This window comes from Mesorhizobium sp. WSM2240, from assembly GCF_040438645.1.
Lineage (GTDB): Bacteria > Pseudomonadota > Alphaproteobacteria > Rhizobiales > Rhizobiaceae > Allomesorhizobium.
The window spans coordinates 3,661,735-3,685,352 of sequence record NZ_CP159253.1; the positions used below are offsets into that span (position 1 = coordinate 3,661,735).

General features: G+C 63.0%; 23 protein-coding genes and 1 pseudogene. 16 read left to right on the plus strand and 8 right to left on the minus strand.

Annotation, left to right across the window (positions count from 1 at the left end; all coding sequences use genetic code 11):
* The first annotated feature begins 73 nt into the window (after positions 1 to 73).
* Positions 74 to 949, plus strand: a complete 876-nt coding sequence (locus ABVK50_RS18060) for a helix-turn-helix transcriptional regulator (protein WP_353645262.1) — start codon at positions 74 to 76, stop codon at positions 947 to 949.
* A gap of 42 nt (positions 950 to 991) precedes the next feature.
* Here the strand turns inward: ABVK50_RS18060 and ABVK50_RS18065 are convergent, their stop codons facing one another.
* Positions 992 to 1,198, minus strand: a complete 207-nt coding sequence (locus ABVK50_RS18065; protein WP_353645261.1) for a DUF6494 family protein — start codon at positions 1,196 to 1,198, stop codon at positions 992 to 994.
* Between the two features lie 119 nt (positions 1,199 to 1,317).
* Here ABVK50_RS18065 and ABVK50_RS18070 point away from each other — a divergent pair, with 119 nt between their 5' ends.
* Positions 1,318 to 2,595, plus strand: coding sequence for a hypothetical protein (locus ABVK50_RS18070; RefSeq protein ID WP_353645260.1), 1,278 nt, complete (start codon positions 1,318 to 1,320; stop codon positions 2,593 to 2,595).
* Between the two features lie 3 nt (positions 2,596 to 2,598).
* On the opposite strand, the gene ABVK50_RS18075 is transcribed toward ABVK50_RS18070, so the two are convergent.
* On the minus strand, positions 2,599 to 4,638 hold the full coding sequence (locus ABVK50_RS18075) for a 4Fe-4S dicluster domain-containing protein (RefSeq protein WP_353645259.1): 2,040 nt from the start codon (positions 4,636 to 4,638) through the stop codon (positions 2,599 to 2,601).
* Between the two features lie 101 nt (positions 4,639 to 4,739).
* On the opposite strand from ABVK50_RS18075, the gene ABVK50_RS18080 reads away from it, so the two are divergent.
* From ABVK50_RS18080 to ABVK50_RS18130, 11 genes and pseudogenes are all read left to right on the plus strand, one after another.
* Complete coding sequence (locus ABVK50_RS18080) at positions 4,740 to 5,489, plus strand: biotin/lipoate--protein ligase family protein (protein ID WP_353645258.1); 750 nt, start codon at positions 4,740 to 4,742, stop codon at positions 5,487 to 5,489.
* A complete protein-coding gene (locus ABVK50_RS18085; RefSeq protein ID WP_353645257.1) occupies positions 5,480 to 6,022 on the plus strand; it encodes a DUF6505 family protein in 543 nt (180 codons plus the stop codon). The genes ABVK50_RS18080 and ABVK50_RS18085 overlap by 10 nt, the downstream gene beginning before the upstream one ends.
* A complete protein-coding gene (locus ABVK50_RS18090) occupies positions 6,019 to 7,041 on the plus strand; it encodes a DUF6352 family protein (protein ID WP_353645256.1) in 1,023 nt (340 codons plus the stop codon). Before ABVK50_RS18085 ends, ABVK50_RS18090 begins: the two co-directional genes overlap by 4 nt.
* A gap of 12 nt (positions 7,042 to 7,053) precedes the next feature.
* Positions 7,054 to 7,566 (plus strand): DUF3305 domain-containing protein, encoded by a 513-nt coding sequence (locus ABVK50_RS18095; RefSeq protein ID WP_353645255.1) that lies wholly within the window; start codon positions 7,054 to 7,056, stop codon positions 7,564 to 7,566.
* Entirely contained in the window at positions 7,563 to 8,276 is a 714-nt protein-coding gene (locus ABVK50_RS18100) for a DUF3306 domain-containing protein (protein WP_353645254.1), read from the plus strand. The genes ABVK50_RS18095 and ABVK50_RS18100 overlap by 4 nt, the downstream gene beginning before the upstream one ends.
* Positions 8,277 to 8,380: 104 nt before the next feature.
* Positions 8,381 to 9,061: a molecular chaperone TorD family protein gene (locus ABVK50_RS18105; protein WP_353645253.1), complete on the plus strand. Its 681-nt coding sequence runs from the start codon at positions 8,381 to 8,383 to the stop codon at positions 9,059 to 9,061.
* 44 nt (positions 9,062 to 9,105) lie between these two features.
* Positions 9,106 to 9,327 (plus strand): formate dehydrogenase, encoded by a 222-nt coding sequence (locus ABVK50_RS18110; protein ID WP_353645252.1) that lies wholly within the window; start codon positions 9,106 to 9,108, stop codon positions 9,325 to 9,327.
* 7 nt (positions 9,328 to 9,334) lie between these two features.
* A complete protein-coding gene (locus tag ABVK50_RS18115) occupies positions 9,335 to 12,247 on the plus strand; it encodes a formate dehydrogenase subunit alpha (RefSeq protein WP_353645251.1) in 2,913 nt (970 codons plus the stop codon).
* A gap of 13 nt (positions 12,248 to 12,260) precedes the next feature.
* Positions 12,261 to 12,857 carry a formate dehydrogenase FDH3 subunit beta gene (gene fdh3B, locus ABVK50_RS18120; RefSeq protein ID WP_353645250.1) on the plus strand — a complete coding sequence of 199 codons (597 nt, stop codon included), beginning with the start codon at positions 12,261 to 12,263 and terminating at the stop codon, positions 12,855 to 12,857.
* Positions 12,858 to 12,898: 41 nt separating this feature from the next.
* Positions 12,899 to 13,918, plus strand: coding sequence for a formate dehydrogenase subunit gamma (locus ABVK50_RS18125; RefSeq protein ID WP_353645249.1), 1,020 nt, complete (start codon positions 12,899 to 12,901; stop codon positions 13,916 to 13,918).
* Positions 13,919 to 13,990: 72 nt separating this feature from the next.
* A pseudogene (locus ABVK50_RS18130) lies at positions 13,991 to 14,740 on the plus strand (IS5 family transposase).
* Between the two features lie 16 nt (positions 14,741 to 14,756).
* On the opposite strand, the gene ABVK50_RS18135 reads toward ABVK50_RS18130, so the two are convergent.
* The 6 genes from ABVK50_RS18135 to ugpC all read right to left on the minus strand — a co-directional run bounded on the left by ABVK50_RS18135 (position 14,757) and on the right by ugpC (position 19,414).
* Entirely contained in the window at positions 14,757 to 15,230 is a 474-nt protein-coding gene (locus ABVK50_RS18135) for a nucleoside deaminase (protein WP_353645248.1), read from the minus strand.
* A 349-nt stretch (positions 15,231 to 15,579) separates the two neighbouring features.
* The gene (locus tag ABVK50_RS18140; protein ID WP_353645247.1) at positions 15,580 to 15,795 is read right to left on the minus strand and encodes a hypothetical protein; all 216 of its coding nucleotides are present in this window, start codon (positions 15,793 to 15,795) and stop codon (positions 15,580 to 15,582) included.
* Positions 15,796 to 15,856: 61 nt separating this feature from the next.
* On the minus strand, positions 15,857 to 16,633 hold the full coding sequence (locus ABVK50_RS18145; protein WP_353645246.1) for a hypothetical protein: 777 nt from the start codon (positions 16,631 to 16,633) through the stop codon (positions 15,857 to 15,859).
* 287 nt (positions 16,634 to 16,920) lie between these two features.
* Complete coding sequence (rbsK, locus tag ABVK50_RS18150) at positions 16,921 to 17,853, minus strand: ribokinase (RefSeq protein ID WP_353645245.1); 933 nt, start codon at positions 17,851 to 17,853, stop codon at positions 16,921 to 16,923.
* 6 nt (positions 17,854 to 17,859) lie between these two features.
* Complete coding sequence (locus ABVK50_RS18155) at positions 17,860 to 18,315, minus strand: RbsD/FucU family protein (protein WP_353645244.1); 456 nt, start codon at positions 18,313 to 18,315, stop codon at positions 17,860 to 17,862.
* Between the two features lie 49 nt (positions 18,316 to 18,364).
* Positions 18,365 to 19,414 (minus strand): sn-glycerol-3-phosphate ABC transporter ATP-binding protein UgpC, encoded by a 1,050-nt coding sequence (gene ugpC, locus ABVK50_RS18160; RefSeq protein ID WP_353645243.1) that lies wholly within the window; start codon positions 19,412 to 19,414, stop codon positions 18,365 to 18,367.
* A gap of 277 nt (positions 19,415 to 19,691) precedes the next feature.
* Here ugpC and ABVK50_RS18165 point away from each other — a divergent pair, with 277 nt between their 5' ends.
* The 3 genes from ABVK50_RS18165 (at position 19,692) to ABVK50_RS18175 (ending at position 23,482) form a co-directional block, all read left to right on the plus strand.
* Positions 19,692 to 21,350, plus strand: a complete 1,659-nt coding sequence (locus tag ABVK50_RS18165) for an extracellular solute-binding protein (protein ID WP_353645242.1) — start codon at positions 19,692 to 19,694, stop codon at positions 21,348 to 21,350.
* A gap of 108 nt (positions 21,351 to 21,458) precedes the next feature.
* Positions 21,459 to 22,568 (plus strand): sugar ABC transporter permease, encoded by a 1,110-nt coding sequence (locus ABVK50_RS18170; RefSeq protein ID WP_353645241.1) that lies wholly within the window; start codon positions 21,459 to 21,461, stop codon positions 22,566 to 22,568.
* The gene (locus ABVK50_RS18175) at positions 22,565 to 23,482 is read left to right on the plus strand and encodes a carbohydrate ABC transporter permease (RefSeq protein ID WP_353645240.1); all 918 of its coding nucleotides are present in this window, start codon (positions 22,565 to 22,567) and stop codon (positions 23,480 to 23,482) included. Before ABVK50_RS18170 ends, ABVK50_RS18175 begins: the two co-directional genes overlap by 4 nt.
* Positions 23,483 to 23,618: the final 136 nt, after the last annotated feature.

Genomic DNA, 23,618 nt, shown 5'->3' on the forward strand with positions numbered 1-23,618 from the left:
GTCATTTCTGCTGCATTTGTTCAGCATCAGTCAAACAATTGAACTTGCGCAGGAATATGCATAAAACTGCAGGATGGATTTGCTGACCACAGCGGAAGCCGCCGACTATCTGCGCCTGGGCGAACGCAAGCTTTATGAACTGGTCGCCGAAAACCGGATCCCCTGCAGCAAGGTGACGGGAAAATGGCTGTTTCCGCGTCACGAACTCGACCGGTGGGTTCTCTCGGGACTGGCTCGTCCTGAGGGAATGATTCCACCCGAGCCGCCGCCAATAGTCGGCGGCAGCCAGGACGACCTGCTCGAATGGAGCCTGCGCCAGTCGGGCTCCGGCCTCGCCTCGCTGACCGAGGGCACGGCAGGAGGCGTTGCGCGCCTTTTGCGTGGCGAAGTCGCCGCAGCAGCGATCCACTTCCACAATGATGCAGCCGATCCCAATGTGGATACCGTGCGCGCAATGCCGCGGCTGCACGATGCGGTGCTGGTCGGTTTCGCCCGGCGTGAACAGGGACTGCTGCTGCCGCCGGGCAACCCCCGATCGCTCAATAGTCTGGCCGATATCCTTGAAAGAAATGCCAAAATGGCGATGCGGCAACCTGGTGCCGGAGCCCATATGCTGCTGGATATGCTGATCGCCCGCGCCGGCGCCAGCCCGAAGGAATTGAACCGGCTCGAGCCGCCATGCCTGACAGGGCCCGATCTCGCTGCCGCAATTCGAACCGGGCGGGCCGATTGCGGCATCGCCACACGCGCGGCCGCGCGCGCCGCCGGCCTCGAATTCGTTCCATTGGCGTGGGAGAGTTTCGATCTGCTGATGCGGCAGCGAACCTATTTTCAGCCTTCGATCCAGGCGTTGGTCCGCTTTCTGGCCCAGGACAGCTTCGCCAGGCGTGCCGCGGAACTTACGGGGTACGATACGAACCCGGCCGGACAGGTCCGGTTCTTCCATTGACACCGAGCGTCAATCGGGCGCCGGGCGCAACACCGTACCTATTCAGCCAAGGTCGATATCACCTTCGACGACGTGGTGCAGACCGGCGCGTTCGGCCGTAATCACGGCCTTTACAGTAAGGCGCCCCTGGCCTTTAAGTCCCGCCTCCGCCACGGCCTTTTCGATCGCCTGCTGCGAGGTCACGCCGACCTGCTTCAGGAATTTGCGCATCGACACGTTGAAGGGATCGGTTTCCATGTTCTGAGTCATATCATTGCCTCGAATAGCTTGGACGCTGCGGCTCGTCGGGTTGCGATCACATGCCGCTTTCCGGCGAAAGACGCTGCCGGCTAGCGGAACACGGAAAGGTAGGGTGCGCAATGCATAAGATGCTCGCAGTACCTTTGCTCGCTGCTGCTTTCCTCGGCGGCGCGGCGGCGCACAGCGCCGAACTGCGGGGGCATGGCGGTCCCGTGCGGGCGATCTCCGTGGCGCCAGACGGAAAGTCGGTGGTTACCGGCAGTTTCGACACCAGGGCGATTATCTGGTCGCTGGAGACCGGCGAAGCGCGCGAGGTGCTGCTTTTCCGTGAAGGTGAGGTGAATGCGGTCGCCTCTTTGCCGAACGGCCGCTTTGCCAGCGCTGGCGCGGATGGTCGCATAGCGATCTGGCAAATCGGCCAGGGCAATCCTGTCCGCATTCTGGAGGGTCATACCGGGCCTGTCGCAGATCTCGAAGTGTCGCCCAACGGTTCGATGCTTGCTTCCGCGTCCTGGGACGCCACCGTCCGGCTCTGGCCGCTTGCGGGTGGCGAGCAGCGCGTCTTCGAGGGCCACAGCGGCAACGTCAACGCGGTTGCCTTCCTGGCTGACGGAACCCTTGTCAGCGCCGGTTACGACGCGACAGTCATCTTTTGGCCAACCGAGATTGGGGCGCCGCCGGTTCGGGCACTCATGCCGACGCCGCTCAACGCGCTTGTAACAGCGCCCGGCGACCGCCTGTTCGTCGGAGGCGCGGATGGGCACGTACGGTTGCTCGATCGGCGAGGCAAAGTGCAGTCTGAAGTTCAGGTCTCACGCAAACCCGTGATTGCTCTCGCCGCCACGCCGGACGCGAATTATCTCGCCGCCGCCGGCATTGGTAGCGGAATCCTGTTGCTGGATGCCGAAAACCTCTCCGCCATCCGGACTCTCGAAACGTCCGGCGTGGAGGTATGGTCGCTTGCATTCACAGCCGGCGGCAAGACGCTTCTGGCCGGCGGCGCCGACAATTTGGTGCGGGAATGGAACGTCGAAACAGGTGCGCGCCTTGGGGCGGCAGTCGCCGGCAAGACCGATCCGATGGCCAGATACGCAGGTAATCCGGACGCGGAAGCATTTCGCGCCTGCGTCGCCTGCCATACGCTCGACCCGAACGACGGAAACCGAGCCGGTCCCACACTGCACGGCATCTTCGGCCGAAAAATTGCATCCGTGCCGGGCTACCATTATTCGCCCGCTTTCCGGAAAATGGACATTGTCTGGACACCGGAAACCGTGTCGAAGCTGTTCGAGTTGGGTCCGAACACCTACACTCCTGGCACTAAGATGCCTGAACAGACGATCAGCAACGCTGAGGATCGGGCAGCCCTGATCCGCTTTCTTCAGGCCGAGACTCGTACTGACTGAGGCTCAGACCGCCTTGTCGCTCGAGACCTCGCGCTCCCGCAGATAGTCTTCCGTCGTTCGCGGCGGCGAACGGCCAGGGCCGGCATAAGGGTCGAAGCCCTCATTCATGGCCGCATCGACACGGCAATTGTCGCACATCCGCACGAGGTCGAGTCGCTTCGCGTTCTCGCCTGCAAACATCCAGTGTTTGCCTTCGAGCTTGGCGACGATCCGCTCAACCGTGCTTCTGGTGCCGAATGGCTTTGCGCAGCGGATGCAGTTGTACGGCTCCTCTTCCTTCACGACCCGGCGCCGCGCGCTCCATGCCTGGAAATCCATCTGCGGCGTCAGCGTGATAACCTTTTCCGGGCAGGTTGCCGCACAAAGGCCGCATTGCACGCACGCGCTCTCGGCAAAATACAAGGCCGGCTGCTGTTCGCTGTCGGAAAGCGCGCCCGTTGGACAGGCCGACACACATGAGAGGCAGAGCGTGCAGCCCTCGACATTGACTTCCAGGCCCCCGAACGGAGCTGCAGCAGGCAACGCCACGCGGTCGACCGGTGTCGGCGCAGCACGATGCAACTCGACCATCGTGCTTGCAAGCAGGCTGCGTTTTTTGCCGAGCGGCAGGAATGTCGCCGGGTGCCGCGAAGTAACGTCTGGGGCCATCAGGTCGAGCGCAGAGGCGAGGATGTCGGGGTCGTCGGCTTCGATCAATCCGCAGACCTCCGCGCCATAACCGAGAGACCGGGTCAAAAGGTTGGCGATGGTGATGTTCCCGGCAACTCCCGAAAGCTCGTGCCTTGGCTTGGCCGAGCAGAGCGCCCTTACGGCGCAAGCGCCCCATGCGATTGGAGCCGTCCACGCTTCAATCCCCAATTGGGTTATCTCGTTCACGGCGACCGGCAGGACGTTTGGCCGTAGACCCGCCCCGAAGCGTGCGAGCGCATCGATCAGCGGCTCGCCATGACCGAGGTCATGGAAAAGCACGATCGCGTCCAGACCTCCCGCCTCGCGGTAGGTGAGAAGAAGTGTCCGCAGACGCCGAAGCAGCGACTCGGCATCCGGCACCGCGTAAGCCGCAGCGCCGGTCGGGCACGCGGCCGCGCAGCTGCCGCAGCCGGCGCAGACTTCCGCATCGATTGCGACGTGGTTGCCGGCAGGCGCTATAGCCCCTGTCGGACACAAATCGAGACATCTGGTGCAGCCGGCGATACGTGATCTCGAATGGGCGCACAGATCGGCGGAAAAATCGATGAAGCGCGGCTTGTCGAACTCGCCGACGAGGTCGGCTGCCTTTGCTATCGCCGTGGCGACGGAGGCCCGGTCGCGGGGATCGGCCTTCAAATAGCCGTCGCGCAATTCATGGGCGGGGAAAAGCGGAATTCCGCCGGAGAGGTCAAGGACAATGTCCGCCTTCGAGACGGCGCCATCCCGCGGTGTCCCGAAGCGAAGCCGATCGCGCGAAGAGGGAGCGGGCGCCGCGAAATCGTCGACCGTCAGCTCGAAAGCGCCAAGGTAGCCGCGCGCGTTGCGGATCGTGCCCTGCATTACGGGAAAATCCCAGACCCGGTGCGGCGCGATTTCGTGCGGGCGGGTAAGCAGAACGGTCACGTCCAGCTTCTCGGCGAGTTGCCGGCCTGCATCGATCGCCGTCTCGTCGCAGCCATAGACCAGGATGACGCCATTGCTCGAAAGGGTAACGAGCGCGGGCGCCGAAGCGGGTTCGGCCGCCATGGCCAGCAGCGCCGCCGCCTTCGGGCCGGCGCCGGCAGCGCCCTGCGCCCAACCTGCCGTTTCGCGAATGTTGGCGAAAACCAGTTCGCCTCCGAAACCGAGTTCCTCTGCGACCTCGCTGAAAAGCGGCGCCTGCTGGGTGCAGCCGATGGTCACCGCCTCGCCGCCGCTCAGGGCGTCGCGCACCCGGTCGAGCTCCGCGCCGCAGAACTGATCCCCGGCCTCCACCCGTGCGGCCGGGCATCCGCGGGCGACGCTGTCACCGAAGTTCGGCATGCTCCGTTCGCAGGAGCAGATGAGGACGGTGCGCCGTTTATCCAGGCTCATTCTGACTCCCGTGGCGCCACCATGTCCACGCGGTAGCGCCGCTTCCTTGGAAGTATTATAAAGACAATAATGTCGCCGTCACCAAAATATGGACCGGCACCATGGCCCTAGGCACATCGAACAGCGCTCGTGCCCTCGACCTGCCGCCGCCTTACAACCTTGTCCCGCTGAGGGAGGCTGGCGACGCTTTTGCGCATGCCTGCGCCATCGCGGCAGACAAAGGCGCTGGCACGCTCGTTTGGGTGCGTCGCTACGATCTGGCCGAATTCGCAGTCGTGCTTGAGCCCGAGGAGCCCTTAGGGGAAGCGCAACGCGCCATCTATGCCGGAATGAACGCGCTTGCCGATGCGCTTGCGGCCCATGCTCCACCGTCGCGGCCCGTCGCTTTCGACTGGCCCGACACGATCCGCGTTGACGGCGTTCTCGTCGGAGGCGGTCGCCTGGGCTGGCCCGGAGGGGCCGGGGAGAACGAAATTCCGGACTGGCTCGTTTTCTCCGGGATGATCCGCACCGCCGTCATCAGAGCGCGCGAGCCGGGTCTGCGGCCGTTCCTTGGCGCGCTTGACGAACTCGGCTTCGATGCGATCGATACGAGCGAGATCATCGCGAGCTTCTCGCGCCATTTGATGACTGCGTTCCATGAATGGGACGAAACCGGCTTCGGCTCGATCGCCAACCGCTGGCTCGACCGACTGCCTCAAAAGAGCGGTGAACATACAGAGCTTGCTGGCAACGGGGATCTGCTGATTTCCCAACAGGCCTCTCAGAGGCTGCGTGAGCGAAAAAGCTTGGCGGAAGCGCTTGCCAGGCCCTCCTGGCTCGATCCGACGACGGGAACGCCATGGCTTTGAAGCTGCCGCAAACGATCCGCCTCGATCCTTCGGATACCTTTGTCTATTCGCGCGCCGCCGAACCAGGTGAATGGGCGGTGACCGGCACCTTTCTGTTCCACGGCGCCGACATAGACAAGCTGTCCGGCAAGGAGCGGCAGGCCTTCCGCGCCGGTTTCCTCGGTATCGACAGCTTCGGCTGGTCCACCCTCGCCGTGGTCACGGACGCGACTGCGCAGGATTGCTCTGCAGCCGTTGATCGGCTGGCCGAGCAGCTTGTGGCGCGGTGCGGCGCGCCAGACGCCGATACGGCGCGCGCCGCCGCCGAGGAGGAGATGGCCTTTGCGCAGTCGCTTTGCGATCATCCGGCGGGCACGCTGCTCGGTCTGCATCGCGCAAGCGAAGACGTTGGGATACGGGAGTCCTTCCGCACTCTGCACCGCAAGACGAGCCGGCTGGAGCCGGCAACCGCATTCCGCTTCCTTGAAATCGAGGAGGAAGACGCGACGACCGAAGAAGTCGACCTCCTTGCAATCGCCGGGAGGCGGAAATGAAGGATTTCTGGGTTTCCTCGGGTCATCACCTTCTCGACCGCGATGAAGCCGGACGCCTGCTCGTCACCGACGCTTTTCTGAAGGCATATCTCGCGCGGCCGGAGCTTCTGCCGCCCGAATCCGCCTGCGAGGCGGAGTTGCGCCTGCATCACGAACTTTTGATGCATCATCCGCGCCGGCCGGTCGCGAAGGAGGAGATTGCCACTCTGGAGGATCCGGATGCGCGCGAGAACTGGGAGTTCATGATCGCCTTTCGCGACCATGTGCTGGCCGCTCCCTCGCTCGAAGCCGCCTATCTCGCGCTGGCGCGCGGCTCAGGCGACAACAACAACATTCCGCCGCTTTTCATGAACCAGCTCGCGCAGGTCATCCTGCGCAATGCGCTGGACGGTCAGCACGATTCCTGCGTCCTGCGAGCCGCTGAGCTGTTTTATCGGCCGCAACGCGTGACTTCTCATGAGGGCGCCGTGCTTCTCGCCGACGCCGAAACGATTGAACTGCATGAACAGAACCGCCACGCCTCCCCTCTCCTCAACATGCTCGGAGGCCCGGCTGTCACCGAACTCGAGATACTCGACGAGAAGAATTCCGAGAGCTACTTCGCCAGGAGCGATGCTTTCGACATGGTGCTCAAGCTCGGCGGCGCCGGCAGCCCGGCCCGACGTGGCCTCGCAACCGCAATGGAGATCTGGATACGCCATCTTCTTGCCGTCAGCGTAAAAATCGAGCCGGTGGAGCGGATCGAGGACGATGACTGGGCTTGGTTCGTCGGCCTCGACGCCGAAGCGACCCGCATTGGCAACACGCTCTGGGCCGGCAACGAACTCGATCCGGAAGCAGCACAGCGCGTCATTGCGCTATTCCGGCTTACCTTCTCCGACCAAGGCGAAGTCCGGCCGGAAGTGGGCGCCCGGCCCGTTTGGCTCATAATGGCCATGGCGCCCGACCGAACAATCCGCATGAAGCCGCAGAACCTCATCGCAGGCCTGCCATTTCGGGCCGCGGGGACGATGAACTAGGAGATTTGCGCCATGGTGCGGGAGACGATGGTAGTTGGAGTGATCGTAGAGCGACGGGTGCTTGATAATCCCTGGATCGACCATGTCTGGATGCCTGTGGCCGTGCTGGCAGGCGCGCCGGCCGCGGCGCCATGGACTGTGCTGCACGTATCCGACGACCTGACACGCTTCTATGCCGGAGCCTTCGAACTCGAGCTCTTCGGGTCCGACACGGGCATGTACCGGGACAACCTTCGCTCGGGGCGGCCTAGCCTCTGGATCGCGCTCCGGTCCACCAACGCTCCACCCGGAGTCGCGCTGCACTTGGTGACCGCCAACCCGTTCGAGGGCGAGTCGCTGACGGAGGCTGGCACCGACATCATCGAAGCCGTCCCGATGCCGATCGAGCTTCAACAATGGTTGGCCGCGTTCGTCGAGGCGCATCACGTCGAGCGTCCTTTCATCAAGCGGCAGCGCGACCGGGCGGACATTAATGCCATGGCGCGGCGGGGGCCTCATTCCGGATCGATGGATGACGCCGAATGAACGCCGGGAACGACAATGTCTTCGCCCGCTGGTCGCGCCGCAAACAGGCGGCGCGTTACAGCGGGACTGAGGAGCCGGAGAAGGATCGGCTCGCGCCCGAGATAGCTGCGGCGCCTGCGGATGCCGATCCCGTCGAGGAGCAGCTTGCAACGGCGGAGCCGGAAACCGCCGAGGATGCCGAGCCGTTGCCCCGCATCGAGGACCTGACCGCCCAAAGCGATCTTTCAGCCTTCTTGCGCAAAGGCGTACCCAAGATGTTGAAGAGTGCCGCATTGCGCAAAATGTGGTCGCTCGATCCGGCAATCCGCGATCATATCGGGCCTTCCGAATATGCCTGGGATTTCAATAAGCCGGGCTCGATGGCAGGATTCGGTCCGCTGAAAGCCAAGAAATCCGCGGTCGAGTTCCTGTCGACGGTGAGCGGCGGCACACCGGCCGATCCACCGCGCGCGGCCGCGGCTTTGGAAGCGCCGGAGAACCCGCCGCAGACCGGCGTGGTCTTGGCGGACGAAGACGCGAACGCCGCACCCGAAGGTTCGGAGGCTGTCACGCCGGATGGATCGATCGAACCTGCAATGACCCCGGCAAGCTCCCAATCCCCCTCGCCTGACCAGACCGAGATCGCAAACAATCGCGAGGAAGCCGCCGCCGCCTCGAAATCCTCCCAGATCAACAGCCCGCGGCGCCACGGAGGTGCCTTGCCTCGCTGATTCGGACACGCTGCCGGTTTTGGCACAGTTGTTGTTGCAATCGCCCGGCAGGGGACTAGTATTCATCTAACCCACTCGTTGAGCGGCACGGTCGAGGTCAGAAGATGAACCCAGACTTGCGCCTGGAGGAGGCAATCGGAACGTCGGGCGGAGCTGACTCTCTGGTTCTCGGCGTAAACGATGCTGGCGTCGACGACGTGAATGGCGCACGCGCGGATGAATACGCGCTGCTTGCCTCGCTTCTCCTGGCTGCTCCGGATGCCGATTTCCTATCGCGGCTTTCCCGCTTGCAGGGCGACACCGAGACGACGCTAGGCCTGGCTCACGTCGCGCTCGGAAAGGCCGCGGCTTCGGCCGCCCCGGAGGCGGTCCGTCGCGAATATTTCGAGCTTTTCATCGGAGTCGGGCGCGGCGAACTTCTACCCTACGCATCATACTACCTGACCGGCTTCCTCAATGAACGGCCACTCGCCCGACTGCGCGGAGATATGAAGCGCCTCGGCCTTGAACGCGCGGAAGGCCATTTCGACCCGGAAGATCATCTCGGTACGCTCTGCGAGATCATGAGCGGCTTCGCCGGCGCACGTTTCGTGGTCGCGGCTGAGGACGAGCAGGACTTCTTTGAACGGCATATCGCGCCTTGGGCGGCACGCTTCTTCGCCGATATGGAAAACGCAGCATCCGCAAGGTTTTATCGGGCAGTGGGTGCGTTGGGACGGATATTCATCAACATCGAAGCCGAAGGCTTCGCCATGGAGGCGCGACGAGCGCGCGACCGCAGGTAGCGTCGCGCTGACTTGTTCGCATCGGCGCATAGGGAGGATGGCAGATGCAGGAAAAGCGACAGACGGCGATGAACCGCCGCAAGTTCCTTCGAGCCTTTGGCGGCGCGTCCACCACGGCGGCGGTGGCAGCCGCCGCGACGACGCTCGCCCCCGAAGAGGCGCTAGCCTATGATCCCGGCGAGGAGGAGACGAGGGCCCGCTATCATGAAACCGAGCACGTCAAGGCATTCTACCGTGTGAACGGTTACGAGACGTTGAAGAAGTGAGGGCGCCATGCTGACCAAGCGCAAGAGCGGCCAAGCGAGCCGCACAAGATTGCAGACGCTGATGGGGACCGTCGCCTCGGCTCCCATCGACCGGCGAACGTTCCTTCGCCGATCCGGTCTCGCCGTGGGCGGAATCGCTGCCATCGGTTCTTTCCAGCTCGGCACCGTTCAAAAAGCCGCGGCCATAAGTCCGCCGCAACCGGGCGAGCCCATAGAACTCAAGAAAAACATCTGCACGCATTGCGCGGTCGGTTGCACGGTTACCGCTGAAGTCCAGAACGGCGTTTGGACCGGTCAGGAGCCTTCGTGGGATAGCCCGATCAACCGTGGCTCCCATTGCGCCAAGGGTGCGAGCGTGCGCGAACTCGTTCACAGCGACCGCCGGCTGAAATACCCGCTCAAGCTGGTCGGCGGCCAATGGACCCGCGTTTCCTGGGACGAGGCGATCGATGAGATCGGCGACAAGATGATGGAGCTCCGGGAAGCCTCGGGCCCGGACTCTGTCTACTGGATGGGTTCGGCCAAGTTCTCCAACGAAGGCACCTATCTCTTCCGCAAGCTCGCAGCCTTCTGGGGAACCAACAACCAGGATCACCAGGCGCGCATCTGCCATTCGACCACTGTCTCCGGCGTGGCCAATACATGGGGCTACGGCGCGATGACGAACTCCTTCAACGACATCCGCAACTCCAAGACGCTCATCATCATGGGCGGCAACCCGGCGGAAGCGCATCCAATCTCGCTGCAGCACCTTCTGGAAGGCAAGGAACTCAACCACGCGAACTTCGTCGTCATTGATCCGCGCTTCACCCGTACGGCCGCGCACGCAACGGATTATGTGCGCCTGCGTTCGGGCACCGACATCGCCGTGCTTTGGGGCATGCTCTGGCACATTTTCCAGAACGGCTGGGAGGACAAGGAATTCATCGCCCAGCGCGTCTATGGCATGGACGAGATCCGCAAGGAGGTGGAGAAATACCCGCCGGACGAGGTCGAACGCATCTCCGGCGTGCCCGGTGAACAATTGAAGCGCATCGCTGAGATGTTCGCCACCCAGAAGCCGGCGACGCTGATCTGGTGCATGGGCCAGACGCAGCACACGGTCGGCACCGCCAATGTGCGCGCAAGCTGCATCCTCTGCCTGGCAACCGGCAATGTCGGCAAGCCGGGCGCCGGCGCCAACATATTCCGCGGCCACGACAATGTGCAGGGCGCGACCGATATCGGGCTCGATGTGGTTACCCTGCCGTTCTACTACGGCCTCACGGAAGGCGCATGGAATCATTGGGCGCGGGTCTGGGAGGTCGAATATGACGACCTTCTGTCGCGATTCGCATCCAAGGAGATCATGGAAACGCCGGGTATCCCGCTGACGCGGTGGTTCGACGCGACGTTGCTGCCCAAGGACGAGGTCCAGCAGAGCGACAATCTGCGGGCCATGTTCGTGCAGGGCCACGCAAGCAACAGCATCACGCGTATTCCCGAATCCGTAAAGGGGTTGGCCAAGCTCGACCTTCTGGTCGTGGCCGACCCGCATCCGACCACCTGGGCCTCGCTCGCCGTTCAGGCAGGACGCACCGACAACACCTATCTTCTGCCGGTATGCACACAGTTCGAGACATCGGGCTCGCGCGTCGCCTCGAACCGCTCGATCCAATGGGGCGAGCAGATCGTCGCGCCCTCCTTCGAGCAAAAGGACGACTACCAGGTCATCTATCGAATGGCGCGGAAGCTCGGACATGCCGAGCAGATGTTCAAGAACATCGCCGTCGAGGACGACCGGCCGGTGCCCGAAGATGTGCTGCGCGAGATGAATCGCGGCGGTTGGTCGACCGGCTACTGCGGCCAGTCGCCCGAGCGGCTCAAGGCCCACATGAAGAACCAGCACAAGTTCGACCTGGTTACATTGCGCGCGCCAAAGGACGATCCGGAAGTTGGCGGCGACTATTACGGCCTGCCGTGGCCATGCTGGGGCAAGCCGGAACTACGGCATCCGGGCACCCCGAACCTCTATAATACCGGTCTGCACGTGATGGACGGCGGCAGCCCGTTCCGCGCGCGCTTCGGCGTGGAGCGGAACGGCGAGACGCTCCTGGCGGAAGGTTCCTACACCGAAGGCTCGGAACTCACCGACGGATATCCGGAGTTCACCATGGCCGTTCTGAAGAAGCTCGGCTGGGACAAAGACCTGAAGCCAGAGGAACTCGCCGTAATCGAGAAGATCGGCAACGACATCGACAAGGTCTCGTGGTCGACCGACTTGTCAGGCGGCATCCAGCGCGTCGTGCTCAGCCATGGCTGCCATCCCTACGGCAACGGCAAGGCACGCGCGGTGGCGTGGAACCTGCCCGATCCCATCCCGGTCCACCGCGAGCCGATCTACACGCCAAGGGTTGATCTGGTCGAGAAGTATCCGACGCTTCCCGATGCCATGCAGTTCCGCGTGCCGAACATGGGCTTCACCGTTCAGCAGGCGGCCATCGAAAAGGGTATCGCCAAGGCTTTCCCGTTGATCCTCACCTCGGGCCGACTCGTCGAGTACGAGGGCGGCGGCGAGGAAACGCGGTCGAACAGGTGGTTGGCCGAGCTGCAGCAGGAGATGTTCCTGGAGATCAATCCGGCCGACGCCGCCGAGCGCGGCATCAGCGACGGCGGCTGGGTGTGGGTGACCGGCGCCGAGAACAATTCGCGGGCGCGGGTAAAGGCCCTGGTGACCGAGCGCGTCGGCAAGGGGGTGGCGTTCATGCCGTTCCATTTCGGCGGCTGGTTCCAGGGCGAGGACCTGCGGGCCAACTACCCCGAGGGCACCGATCCCTACGTGCTTGGCGAAAGCGCCAACACGATCACCACCTATGGGTACGATCCCGTGACGAATATGCAGGAGCCAAAGGCCACGCTCTGTCAGGTCCAGGCGGCGTGAGTGGGAGGAAAAAATGGCCAGGATGAAATTCCTTTGTGACGCCGACCGCTGCATCGAATGCAACGCCTGCGTCACCGCCTGCAAGAACGAGCACGACGTGCCGTGGGGCATCAATCGCCGCCGTGTCGTCACCATCAACGACGGCAGGCCCGGCGAGCGCTCCGTTACGATGGCCTGCATGCACTGCACCGACGCGCCCTGCGCGGCGGTGTGCCCGGTCGATTGCTTCTATACGACGGCGGACGCGGTGGTGCTGCATTCGAAGGATCTGTGCATCGGGTGCGGCTACTGCTTCTACGCCTGCCCGTTCGGCGCGCCGCAATATCCGCGCGTCGGCAATTTCGGCTCTCGCGGCAAAATGGACAAATGCACATTCTGCGCCGGCGGTCCGGAGGCGGATTCCACCGAGATCGAATATGCGAAATATGGCGCCAATCGGCTCGCTGAAGGCAAGCTGCCGCTCTGCGCCGAGATGTGCTCGACCAAATCCCTTCTTGCTGGCGACGGCGAGATCATCGCGGCGATCTACAAGGAGCGGGTGACGCAGCGCGGCTATGGCTCGGGCGCATGGGGCTGGCAGACCGCCTACGGCGAAACGATTACCGTCTGATGAAGTGCTGGTTCTGCAGCGAGCCGAGGGAGGTGAAGAAAATGCAGGTCTTGAAGCATGTTCGGCCGCTCTGGCCGGCTCTCGCCGCCATCGTTTTGAGCGTCGGCCTGCTGCTCGCTCCGGCAGGAGCGCAGGAGGGGCCGTCCGGGAGCAATCCCACAGCGCAATCGGTGAACGAGCAGCAGCTCCTCCAGGAACTGAACAAGATCCAGGGCCGCATCACCATTCCGGACGCGAAGGCCGCCACGTTGGAACAGCCGCGCGGGCGTGACTTCCGCGGCTTCCACGAAGGAACCCTGCCCTGGATCGGAGGGATCGCCATACTTGGAATGATCCTCTTGCTTGCGCTGTTCTTTTTCGTGAGAGGTCGTATCCGCACGCGGTCTGCGGAGTCGGGCGTCAAGGTCCTCCGTTTCAATGGCTTTGAGCGTCTGACGCACTGGGTGACGGCCACCGCCTTCATCGTCCTGGCGATCACCGGCTTGAACTTCGTTTTCGGCAAGCGCCTGCTGATGCCGCTGATGGGGCCAGATTCCTTCTCCGTATGGTCGCAATGGGCGAAATATGCCCATGACTTCTTCTCCTGGGCATTCATGCTCGGCATTTTGATCATGCTGGTCATCTGGATTTGGGACAACCTGCCCGACCGCTATGACGCCCATTGGCTCAAGGTCGGCGGCGGCTTCTTCGACAAGTCGGAGAGGACACACCCTCCGGCTGCCCGGTTCAATGCCGGTCAGAAGCTCATTTTCTGGGCGGTGGTCCTCGGCGGAATCGCCCTTTCGGTATCGGGACTCTTCATGCTGTTCCCGTTCACATATGCCGATGTGAACGGCATGCAATTGGCTCAGACGATCCACGCCACTGTCGGCGTGCTGATGGTGGCTGTGATCATCGCCCACATCTATATCGGCACCCTCGGCATGGAAGGCGCCTACGAGGCTATGGGCTCGGGCACCGTCGACCTCAATTGGGCCAAGGAGCACCACAGCGTCTGGGTGGAGAAGCAGGGCGTCAAGACGGAACCATCTCAGCGGCCGTCGCCGACACCGGCCGAATAGCGATTTCGCCTAGGCTCAGGACCTGTTAATTTCGATTGTGATGTGATTCACGGCTTCCAAAAGGAGGCTGTGATGGGTGATTTGTTTTTGCTGAGCGAGCGCCAGATGGCGCGGGTATCGCCGTTCTTTCCGCTGTCGCACGGGGTGCCGCGGGTCGATGACCGGCCAGTTGTGCGCGGCATCGTCTATGTGATCCGCAACGGTCTGGAAGGACGCGCCGACTGGCTACGGTCCGCACAAGACGCTCTATAGCCGCTTCATCCGCCGGAGCCGGATGGGTGTCTTCGACCGCATCTTCGCCGGGCTCGCCGGCGAAGGGCCGAAACCCGAGCGTATCATGATCGACGCGACGCATCTGAAGGCCCACCGCACCGCGGCGAGCCTTTCTAAAATGGGGATGTTCCCCGTCGTATCGGGCGAACAAAGGGCGGTCTGAACTCGAAGCTTCACACCGTTTGCGACGGCGAAGGCAGGCCGATCATCCTGCTCCTGTCGGAAGGCCAGATGAGCGACTACAAGGGCGCCCGTATCGTGCTCGGCGCGCTCCCACCGGCCTCTCATCTGATCGCCGATCGCGGCTATGACAGCGCCTGGTTCCGGGAGGAACTCGAAGCCAGGGGCATCGAACCGTGCATCCCGTCGAGCCGAAGCCGAAAAGTCTCATACGCCTACGACATCGCCCTCTATCGTCAACGCCACAAGGTCGAGAACCTGTTCGCAAAGCTCAAGGACTGGCGGCGCCTCGCCACCCGCTACGACAGATGCGCCCACACCTTCTTTTCGGCCATCTGCATTGCAGCCGCCGTCATCTTCTGGCTCTGATCAATGAGCCCTGCGCCTAAACCTTGCCCAGATGCTTCGGCCAGAATTCCTGGTGGACTTCGGCGGCTTCGTCTTCGAGGTTCGTCGGGCCAACCACAGTGACGGCACGCGCGCCGGTCTGCAACACCGCCCGGCTAGGCACGTTCAACCCGATCCCAGCAATCTCGCCAAGCCGCGTTTCGGAGCACGCAAACACCATACGCCCGATACCCGACCAGTAGATCGCCCCGGAGCACATCGCGCACGGCTCAGTGCTGGTGTAGAGCGTGCAGTCAGCGAGAAAAGCAGAGTCGTAGTGCTGCGCCGCCAGTTTAACCAGGTTCATCTCGGCGTGGTTTGTCATATCGTGGCCGGTGAAGACGCTGTCTTCGGCGCGCAGGATGACTTCGCCTTCCTTTACCAGCACCGAGCCAAACGGTTCGTCGCCGTTTGCCATCGCGGATTTCGAGAGCGCAATCGCCTCGCGCAGAAACGGCTCGTGATTTTCCATGAGAGCCCCCAAGAGTTAGAGTGGGATGATCTTCCCTCGGATCGGAGGGATTTCCAAGGGCTGCAAATCAGATTCAAGATTCGGTGATCTGCATCGCTGCAACCGTCATCTTCTGGTTCTAATCAATGAGTCCTAAGCTTGGTGGATCATTCCTTGGGCCGTCGTCCGCATGGGCGACGGCAAAGTGTCCCTCGAAGCGCGAACAGCAGCGCCCTGCCGGGCATCTCCCCATCAAGGGCGCGTCTCCTCACCGGCGTTTTGGCGGAACCGCGATGACCGCCAATCTCCCGCTTGAGATGTCAGGCAGGGCAGAGGGGCGAAGGGGCTCCGAATGGATCGCAACTGTGTTTTACGACGGCGGTTCCTCCGGCTCCGCTGCAGCGATCTCGCCACTTCCGGGATCCCCTGTCCAGGCCGTGCCAACGAGATTGTGGCCGGGATCACCCACGCGCGTGCTGGGCGTGCTGTAGACCTCCCAAGCCGGCCGCTGTTCCGCGTTCATGAAATACCCGGCGCCGAACGCGATCGCGATGGCGACGACTATACCCGTCAATATCATGCCCATCCCGCCTTCTCCCTTTCTTCTCCACTCAACGGAAACCGCCGATGTCGAGAGTCCGCAGCGCTCACTGCGGCGTCTGTATTTGCTGCGCTGGAGCTTCCGGCGCGGTGGCCGGAGAATCTGCCTCGCTTTCCTGCGCCTGATATTGGAGATCAAGCGCCGTCAGTGCGAGCAATGGTTCTGGCATGGGAGCGCCGGCAAGCCTGAGCTTCCTGGCTGCGTCCTGACATGCCGCTATGTCGTTGGCGTCGGCAAGTTCCTCGGCCCTGGCGAGGCTCAGCGGAACGTCTGCCTCCGCTTCCGTGGCGTCAATCGGTACCGGTGCGCTCAGGCTGGAGGTTTGCGGCGCATTCTCCACATTACCTTCCGCTGCTTGCTCGGTGTTCGCGTCCGGCGCCTCGTGTGCCGGACCGCTTTGCCCGGATATGTCCTGCGCGGAACCGCCCTCGGCGGCTGGCTCCGGCGGCACGGCCTCGCCCGAAGCCGGCGAGGAATCCTCCCCCGCGGCGGCGCTCTCTTCATCGGCTGCCACCGCCTCTTGATCCGCGGGTTGCGCCGGCGCATCGGCCGTTTTCTCTCCGGCAGGCTCCTCAGCTTTTTCCGAGGGCTCGTCCGGGGCAGCCGCTGTGGCGGGTGCGTCCCCCGGCGCAGCGGCTTCGGGCTGATTCTCCCGCACGAAGGCAAGAAGTTCCTGGCAGAGGTTGGCGGGCCCATCTGCCTGCTGGGGAGCGGGCGTTGCGGTCTGGGCCGCCGGAGCAGCCGGCTCTGGCGCCGTGTTCGTCTGGGCCAACGAAGTTGACGCCGACAGGGCGAATATCCCTGCTAGGACCAATGTTCTCATCGCTCAGGCTCCTCCCTGATGAAACTCCATCCGCTTGCCGTTAATACTAAACGCAGAGTGTGCCCGAACGATCCATGGACATGCAAGGCCTAATGCCGGCACGCTGTTCGACACCGGCGGGCAAGATGGACCTGTTGGACTCCAAGCTTGAGATCACGCGATCGGAGCCGGCGCGCTTGTGGGCCTGATAAGCGATGGAGGTATTAACTTTGCGGACAGCATCATCAGGGAAGCCTTGAGATGAAGCATGCCTGACCGTTGGCCGATACAGCCTCTGAAGGCCAATATTAGCCGGTCGTTCGAATGAGGGCCTCGACTTCGGCTAACGTGGGCATGGAAGGCGCCGTGCCAGGTCTCGTCACCGAAATCCCGGCGACCGCGCAGGCAAAGCGCACCGCTTCCAGCGGAGGCAGCCCGCGCGACAGTGCCGCCGCCAGGCCGCCATTGAACGCATCGCCGGCCCCCGTCGTCTCGACAACCGCTCCAGCCCGAAAAGCGGGAATGAGTGCAGACTGTACGGCCGAGTGGAGCAGTGCACCCTTCTCTCCCAGCGTGACAACGACCGTGCCAACGCCCATCGCAAGCAGCCTGTCGGCCGCGCGGCGCGCGTCATCAACGGTCTCGACCTTGATTCCGGTCAGTTCTTCGGTCTCGGTCTCGTTCGGAGTGAGATAGTCTGCGAGGCCAAAAATCCGTTCCGGCAGGCTCGCCGCGGGAGCGGGGTTGAGGATCGTCGTCGCGCCGGCCGCACGGGCGATCTCCAGCGCGTGCAGGGCGGCCTCGATCGGCTGCTCCAGTTGCGTGACGAACACGCCAGCGGCGCTGATGAGCGCGGCATTTGCATCAATGTCGGCGGCAGAGATCAGCGAGGCTGCGCCCGGACAGACGATGATCGCGTTGTTGCCGGTCGTCTCCTCAACGAAAATGTAGGCCGCTCCGGTATAGCTTTCAGGGGTCTCGACGACCGCCGACTTGACGCCGGCCTCCCTCCAGGTCGCCCTCGCCATCTCCGCGAAGGGATCGCGGCCGAGCCGCGTGATGAAGGTGACGTCCGCGCCCAGTTTGCCGGCGGCCACCGCCTGGTTCGAGCCCTTGCCACCAGGCCCGAGCTTGAAATCCGAGCCGAGAATGGTTTCTCCCATGCGCGGCGCCCGCGCCGCCCGGTAGGCCGTATCGGCGACGAAGACGCCGAGGATGACGACCGGCTTTTGCGTGATCATCGAACTCTACCCGGCATCCGGCGGAATGACGCCCTTGCGGAAAGCGAAGCAGCCGTAGAAACGCCGCTCGCCCGTCTGGATGACGCAATAGGCCTGCTTGGCCCGCTCGTAGAAGGCATAACGCTCGATCGAGATCATCGGCCAGGATTTGCCCTCGGCCTCATCGATCGCCTTCTGGACCTCCTCCTGAACGGGCGGGATCTCATCCGGCCTGCCGACGATCTCCATACGGGCCGCGGCGTCCTCGACAAAGCTGTCGAGCGGATAGACGGAAAGGATTGCGGTTGCGGCCTCCGCCGCGCTCGTGTTGTCGATCCTGAGCAGCTTGCCGAGCCGCGTCTGCCGGGCGACGGAATCGGACGGGAAGTTCGTGTCGGCGATGATCAGGTCGTCGCCATGTCCCATGGCGCGCAGCGCCTGCAGCACGTCCGCGTTGAGAAGCGGATGGATACCCTTCAGCATTCAGCTAGACCCTCCGGGGTTGTCGATGGTTTGGCAGTGGCCGCCATGTTCAGATTCGCCGTCCGCTCTGCGGGTCGAACAGATGCACCACATCCTTGCGAGGCCGGAGGTGGAGCGAGTCGCCCGGCCTGAAATCATGGCGCTCGCGAAACAGCGCGACGATTTCGCTTTCACCGAAGCGCAGGACGACCGTGGTTTCCGAGCCGGTGGGTTCGACCACCGAGATGCGCGCCGGGAGGCCGTCGTCGGCGATTTCGAAATGCTCCGGCCGGACTCCGTAGAGGACCTCCTGGCCTTCGGAAACCGCGTGGCTGCCGGAAAAGGGCAGGCTCGCGCCGTCTATGACGACCCGCCCGCCCTCAATCTTGCCCTTCAGCATGTTCATCGCCGGCGATCCGATAAAACCAGCCACGAATACGTTGGCCGGCCGATCGAAGAGTTCGAGCGGCGCGCCCATCTGCTCGATCCGTCCGGCTTGCATGACGACGATCTTGTCGGCCATCGTCATCGCCTCGATCTGATCGTGGGTGACGTAGATCGTCGTCGTCTTCAGGCGCTGGTGCAGTTCCTTGATCTCGGCGCGCATCTGCACGCGAAGCTTGGCGTCGAGATTGGATAGCGGCTCGTCGAACAGGAAGACTTGCGGGTCGCGCACGATGGCGCGGCCCATAGCGACGCGCTGGCGCTGGCCGCCGGACAACTGGCGCGGATAGCGGTCGAGGTAGGGGCCGAGGTCGAGGATCTCCGCAGCCCTGCGGACGCGCTCGGCGATGACGGCCGGATCGGCGCGGCGCAATTTGAGCGCAAAGGCCATGTTCTGCGCCACCGTCTTGTGCGGGTAAAGTGCGTAGTTCTGGAACACCATCGCGATGTCGCGCTTGCCCGGCGGCAGATGGTTCACCACGCGGTCGCCGATGACGATCGCTCCGCCGGTCACCGCCTCCAGGCCGGCGACCATCCTGAGCAAAGTGGACTTGCCGCAGCCGGATGGGCCAACCAGCACGACAAACTCGCCGTCCGCTATGTCGACGCTCACGCCGTGCAGGATTTTCACGGCCCCGAACGCCTTCGATACATCGCGGATTGCTACTTGCGCCATCTTCCCCCCAGCGTCTCTTTTGGCCAGAAGCTAGTCAACAGGATCGGTCAAGTCCACAGCACAAATCGCGGTGGGACCAATTAGCCAGTCGCGTTGACTCCGGCCCGACTTCATCCATAGTGTCAGCCGCTTTCTAACGTCTTGATGTCCCTGACCGCCGACGGAAACGGCACGTAATTCAATCTATTGGCTGTTTCCGACCGGGTGGAACGGCCGGTCGGTGTCGGGAAATCAATTCGCTGCATTGCCCTAATCATGTTCTGGGAGGAACGACGACATGAAGGTAGGAATCTACGAACAACTGGTGCGCGCCGGAAAGACCCGGCGCGATGTGCTCAAGGGCGCGGCGAGCGTAGCCGCTCTCGCAGCCGCATCGACGGGAGCGCTCGGCGCGCTGACCCGCCAGGCGTCGGCGCAAGACAATCTGCGCGCGCAAATCCTGCAAATACCCGGAGTCGGCAAGGGCTCGCCGACGGATGCGGATTGGCAGAAGGTTGGCGAGCTCTGCCTTGGCGCGACCAAAGCGGCCGTCAAGGAAGGCGAGTTCGCCGGTGTTGAGTTGACCTTCATGGGTCTCAACAACCAGAACCTGCATAACTTCCTGTTCCGCGGCTTCTTGAAGCCATGGGAGGCTTATACGGGGGCCAAAATCAACTGGATCGACCTCGCCCAGGCCGACTACAACGCGCGCCTGCAGCAGTCGATTGCCACCAGCACTGTCGATTTCGACATCATCGAGATGGGCGCGCCGTTCGAGGGCGATACCGCCAGCAAAGGCCTGCTCGACGAGATGCCCGATTGGGTCAAGACCCAGATCGAGGCGGACGACCTCGTCGGCTACCTGCAACCGCCGGTGGGCACTTGGGACGGCAAGACCTATCGCGTCACGATCGACGGTGACTGCCACACCTTCGCGTACCGCAAGGACTACTTGACCGATCCCGCGATCAGCGGCGCGACAGGCATGACCGAAGCGCCCACGACCTGGCAGCAGGTGAACGAGTTCAGCAAGAAGGTGAAGGGCCAGAAGGACCCGCTGACCGGGCTCGACGCCTACGGTTTCCTCGACCCGCTCAAGGGCTGGGGCGGCTTCGGCTTCTACTTCCTCGAAGACCGCGCAACCGCCTATGCCAAGCACCCGGACGACAAGGCCTGGCTGTTCGACCCGGACACCATGAAGCCGCGTGTCAACAATCCGGCCTTCGTGCAGGCGATCCAGGACGTCATGGATCTGATCGCAGCCGGCGCCTATCCGTCGGACCAGATCAACGCCGACCCAGGCACAACCGCCTTCCAGCAGTTCCTCGCCGGCACCGGCGCGGCGCTGACTTGGTGGGGCGACGTGGGCTCCAACGCCCGCACCTCCGATACGTCCGTGGTGGGCGACGTGGTGGGCTTTTCGATCAACCCAGGTTCGGACAGGGTCTACAACTCGAAGACCAGCGAGTGGGAGACGCCCGAAGGCGGCAATTTCGCGCCCAACATGGCTTACATTGGTTGGGGCGTCTATGTGACGAGCCGCGTCTCGGGCGACGAGAAAAAGCGCAAGGCGGCCTGGAGTGCGGCAGCGCACCTCGGCGGCAAAGACCTTTCGCTCTGGACCGCCGCCTATCCGTCCGGGTTCCAGCCTTACCGCCAGTCGCACTTCAATTACGATGAGTGGGAGGCTGCCGGCTACGACCGCGCATTCATCGAAGACTACCTTGGCTCGAACGCCGACAGCTACAACCACCCCAACGCTGCGATCGAACCTCGCATCCCCGGCATCTTCCAGTACTACTCGGTCGCCGAGGACGAACTCGCGAAGGGCTTCGCCGGCCAGTACAAGTCGGCTCAGGAAACCGCGGACGCGATTGCGGCAGCATGGGAAAAGATCACCGACCAGATCGGGCGGGAGAGCCAGATAAAGCTCTACAAGGCCTCTCTCGGTCTATGAGCCAAAACGGGGTGCGCTCCCGCGCACCCCACCCCTTCCGGCAGGGTGACGGGATGTCCCACGCCGGAGCGCAGGACCGCCTGCGCGCAATCTGCCATCCGAACACGTGTGAACATGAACCAGGGTGATCTCCTCCACGTCGTCGCCGCCGACGACATATCAGCAGGGCGGCGGCGCTTCGGCCACGCGATCGTCTGGGGGGCGGCCCTCCTGCTTGCTGCCGTAGCCGCCGCACAGACCGCGCAGCGGACCGGGCTCGCGGATTTCGGCTTTCAGACCTGGCGGCCTACACTCTACGCCTATATCCTCTGGGCCATCTGCCTGTGCTGGAGCCAGGTGCTGATCCGGGGCGAGCATGGCAAGCGCACGCTCTTCGTGCTTCCAGCCGCACTTTTCGTCGTATCGTTGACGGTGTTCCCGATCCTGTTCGGCCTGGTCATCGCCTTCTCGAGCTGGAACCTGTCCTCACCGCTCGGACGGCAATTCAACGGCCTCGACAACGTTCGGCAGATGTGGAGCGATCCGTTCTACTGGAACGCGCTGGGCAACATGGTCTGGTATTGCCTGGCAATCCTCGTGGAATACGCCATCGCCTTCGGCCTGGCGCTGCTGCTCAATGCCGAGATCCGGGCGCGCAAGTTCTTCCGCGTGGCATTCCTCCTGCCGCTGATGCTTTCGCCGGTCGCTGTGAGTTGGATGATCGGCAAGTCGATGCTGGAGCTGCGCTTCGGCCCGATCGCGCGCTTCGCGCGATGGCTGGGCTGGGACAACCCATCCTTCTTCGGCTCGCCCGAAATCGCGCGGCTCACGATCATGGTGCTCGACGCCTGGACCTTCATCCCCTTCATGATGATCATGATCCTCGCCGGCCTACAGGCGATCCCGAAGGAACTGACGGAGGCAGCCCGCGTCGATGGAGCCGGCCCCTGGAAGACCTTCTGGGAAGTCACATTCCCGCTGATGCTGCCGGTTTCGGTCACGGCGATCCTGATACGTATCATCTTCAAGCTGAAGCTCGCCGACATAGTCATCAATCTCACCGCTGGTGGTCCTGGCGGAGCCACTGACACGGTGACGTCCTTCATCTTCCGGGAGTATCGCGACCGCTCGAATGTCGGCTACGGCACGCTGCTTGCGATGGTCTATCTCGTCATCATCATCATCGCGATGACAGCCCTGATGAAACTCGCCGAACGTTTCGCGAGGCCCCGAACATGAACAAGCCTGTCTTCCGCGACAGCGAGAGCGATCTGTCGTTCCGAGCCGGGCGGTTTGCCGGTAAAACTCTGATTTACGCGTTGCTGCTCGCCTGGGCGGTCGTGTGCCTGTTCCCGATATACTGGACCGTGACGACCAGCTTCAAGACGGCGCCGAACGTCATGCAGGGTGCACTGGTACCCTGGGTCGACTACACGCCGGCTTGGCTCGGCTGGCGGTCGCTCGGGCTTTCACCCGAGACGATCGGCGTCGAAAGTACCGTTCGCAACGAGTTCATGAAACGCTTCCTCAACTCGACGATCGCGGCGCTGTCTTCATCGACGATCGCTGTGATCCTCGGCTCCCTAGCCGCCTACGGCCTGTCCCGTTTCTCTTACCGCTTCCTCTTTATGAGGAACCCGGACATTTCCTTCTTCTTTCTCTCGCAACTCATTCTGCCGCCGGTGGTGCTGGCCCTGCCGTTCCTCGTGCTCTACAGGGAACTCGCCCTCCTCGACACGCGGATCGGGCTCGTTCTCCTTTACGCGCTAACTGTGATGCCGATCGTGATCTGGATCATGCGCGACCAGTTCGAATCGATCCCGACCGAGCTCGAAGAGGCCGCCCTGGTCGATGGCCTGTCCATATGGGGCGCGTTCTTCCAGATAATCCTGCCGATCGCGCTGCCCGGCATGGTAGCGGCCTTCATCCTGAGCCTTGTGCTGACCTGGAACGAGTATTTCTTCGCCGCGCTGCTCACATCGACTCATGCCAACACGCTGCCGGTCATGGTCGCTTCGCAAACTGGTAGCCAGGGCATCAACTGGTGGGCGATGGCCGCACTCTCATTCGCCGCGATCCTGCCCCTCATCATCATCGGCGTGGTGTTGGAGCGTTATCTGATCAAGGGCATGACTGCCGGGGCGGTGAAGTAGTCGCAACGAATTTCTTCCAGGCTAGCGCCGGAAACTGCAGGGTTCGCCGCAGGTCACTGGCAGTATCTGTCAGGATTATTTTCCTGAAAGCTATCCCCACCCTTGCCGACCGGAGCGATAATTTCGCCGCATGTGT